Source organism: Bacteroidia bacterium (assembly GCA_025056095.1).
Taxonomy (GTDB): Bacteria; Bacteroidota; Bacteroidia; order JANWVE01; family JANWVE01; genus JANWVE01.
Genome location: JANWVW010000307.1, coordinates 1 through 2,300 on the forward strand (window position 1 = coordinate 1; position 2,300 = coordinate 2,300).

At 36.5% G+C, this 2,300-nt stretch carries 3 protein-coding genes and 1 pseudogene; 1 reads left to right on the top strand and 3 read right to left on the bottom strand.

Annotated elements, in window-relative coordinates; genetic code table 11:
- The 3 genes and pseudogenes from NZ519_13670 to NZ519_13680 all read right to left on the bottom strand — a co-directional run.
- Positions 1–509 (bottom strand): asparagine synthetase B (locus NZ519_13670; GenBank protein MCS7029803.1); only part of this gene is annotated, 509 nt, incomplete at its 3' end.
- A gap of 21 nt (positions 510–530) precedes the next feature.
- Positions 531–1,334: pseudogene (locus NZ519_13675) on the bottom strand (IS630 family transposase).
- Positions 1,335–1,357: 23 nt separating this feature from the next.
- Entirely contained in the window at positions 1,358–1,558 is a 201-nt protein-coding gene (locus NZ519_13680; protein ID MCS7029804.1) for a helix-turn-helix domain-containing protein, read from the bottom strand.
- 142 nt (positions 1,559–1,700) lie between these two features.
- Here NZ519_13680 and NZ519_13685 point away from each other — a divergent pair.
- On the top strand, positions 1,701–2,300 hold a 600-nt coding region (locus NZ519_13685; protein MCS7029805.1), incomplete at its 3' end, for a nucleotide-diphospho-sugar transferase.

Sequence of the window (2,300 nt, forward strand, 5' to 3'; positions counted from 1 at the left end):
TGATAGTGAAAAGCTTTTAGCTCTGATGCAAACATAAAAAGTCCGTCACTATAATAATAGTATAATGGCTTAACGCCAATGCGATCCCTACAAAGAATAAGCCTTTTTTCTGCTTTATCCCATATACAAAAAGCAAACATGCCTCTAAACTTTTCTGTAGCAGAAAAACCCCACCGATGAAAAGCTTTTAAAATAACTTCAGTATCAGAGCTTGAAAAAAACTTATAACCATCCTTTTCAAGTTCCTTAGCTATCTCTCTAAAATTATAAACCTCACCATTATATGTTATAACCAATCCTAAAAATTCCATTGGCTGATGTCCTGCAGGTGATAGGTCAAGTATGGCAAGCCGTCTGTGTCCTAAAGCAAAAGCTGTATTTTTATCGATAAACGTACCTGCGTCATCCGGTCCTCCATGAATCATACTATCTCTCATATCTATTATAACTTTTTCTAGAGAGTAGTCTCCTTTCCAACTCCTGTCCCAAAATCCAACTATTCTACACATTTTATAGTATGAAACATAACCTCATGCAAAAAGCTCAAGGAAGTTTTTAAAATTCTCAGAAAAAGATTTACAAAAACTCAAACAACTCACAGCACTCTCATACGCCTCTCTAAAAACCTTTTTCAGACCCTCCATGTGTCTTTCAAATCTTACAGAAATAGCTCTCTTGACTACACGCCATACCTGCTCTATCGGATTGAGGTCTGGACTGTATGGCGGTAAATACACAAGCACTATGCCAAGCCTCTCAGTAATCTGTCTTACCATACCGCTCCTATGAGAAGTAAAATTGTCAAGAATGACTACAACAACTTTCTTGTCTTTGTTAACTCTCCTTATCTCTTCAAGTGCTTTACATACACTATCTGAAGTAGCATCTTCGCTAAAAATCAAACAACTATTACCCTTGTATGCATAATAGCCAAAAGCATTTATCCTATGTCTGTCTGTATTCTTCACTATCTTGACCTTACCAAAAGCCCATACTCTCTGAGTATTGGCTCTATTCTGAGGATGTGTCTCATCAAGAAATCCTATACCTACTTCATCGTGACTATATACACTCTCTAATCTCCTTATAACCTCTGCAAGCCTCGTGTATAAGTCTTCCTTTGCGTTTTGAGGTTTTCTGTAATCAATTGGGTAAGGTTTGATATATAGCAAGCCAAGAGCTCTCAGTATCCTTCTTACGTGAACATCTGAGTACTCTACATTGAACCTTTCTCTTATGAGCTGTTTGACTTGTGCTGTTGTCCAGTAATCTCTTTCTTTTAGAAGGTTAAGTAGTTGCTCCTTCTGTTGTTGAGAGAGTTTTGGCTTAGGGCCTCCACCATGACCTTTTAGGTTTACTAGCTCTTTTTTTTATTCCAATCTTCAAGCCAATCGTATATGGTTCTTTCTGGAACATCTGTTAGGTCTGACACTTTTGATACAGAGCCAAGTTTTTCTACGAGTTTGACTATAAGAGCTTTGAAGTCTTGGCTTTTCTCGCCTTGTAAGTAATTTCTGTCGAGTTCTTGAATATCTTCAACTTTTATCCTTTCTGGCATATTCACCCCCTTTTTGCAATATGTTGTGTATTATACTATAATTCTTCCAATCTCTCTTCATGGGGTAAGGTAATGTTATCTCACAAACTTAATATTAGACACAGCATAGAGGAGTGAATTCATGAATGACTGTAGAGATTTTATGCCTCCGTATCCTTTAACAACTGCAGTTCTTTTTCTCGTTTTTAAGAGGCTTGATACTACCAAAAAGGTCTTTGAAGTTATTAGAAAAGCTAAACCTCCAAGACTCTATATTGCTGCCGATGGACCAAGAGATTGGGTAGAAGGTGAGGCTGAGAAGGTAAAAATGGTAAGAGAATACTTAATGAATAATATAGACTGGGATTGTGAAGTCAAAACGCTCTTTAGAGATAAAAACCTTGGTTGTGGTAGAGCTGTGAGTGAGGCTATAACATGGTTTTTTGAACACGAAGAAATGGGAATAATATTAGAAGATGATACTGTGCCGAGCTTGAGCTTTTTCTGGTTTTGTGAGGAGTTGCTTAAAAAATATAAAGATGACAAAAGAATTGGAATGATTAGTGGTAACAATTTCCAAGACGGAATAAAGAGAGGAGATGGCGACTATTATTTTTCCATATATAACCACATTTGGGGTTGGGCTACCTGGAGGGATAGGTGGGAAGGATATGATTTTGAATTAGATTCATTTAAAGATGATAAATTTATAGAGGAGCTATTTGTAAATAAGAAAGCCATAAAGTATTGGAAAAATATTTTT

Excerpts from the sequence above, each read along its gene's own strand:
- NZ519_13680 (MCS7029804.1), bottom strand. The coding sequence starts at position 1,558 with ATGCCAGAAAGGATAAAAGTTGAAGATATTCAAGAACTCGACAGAAAT.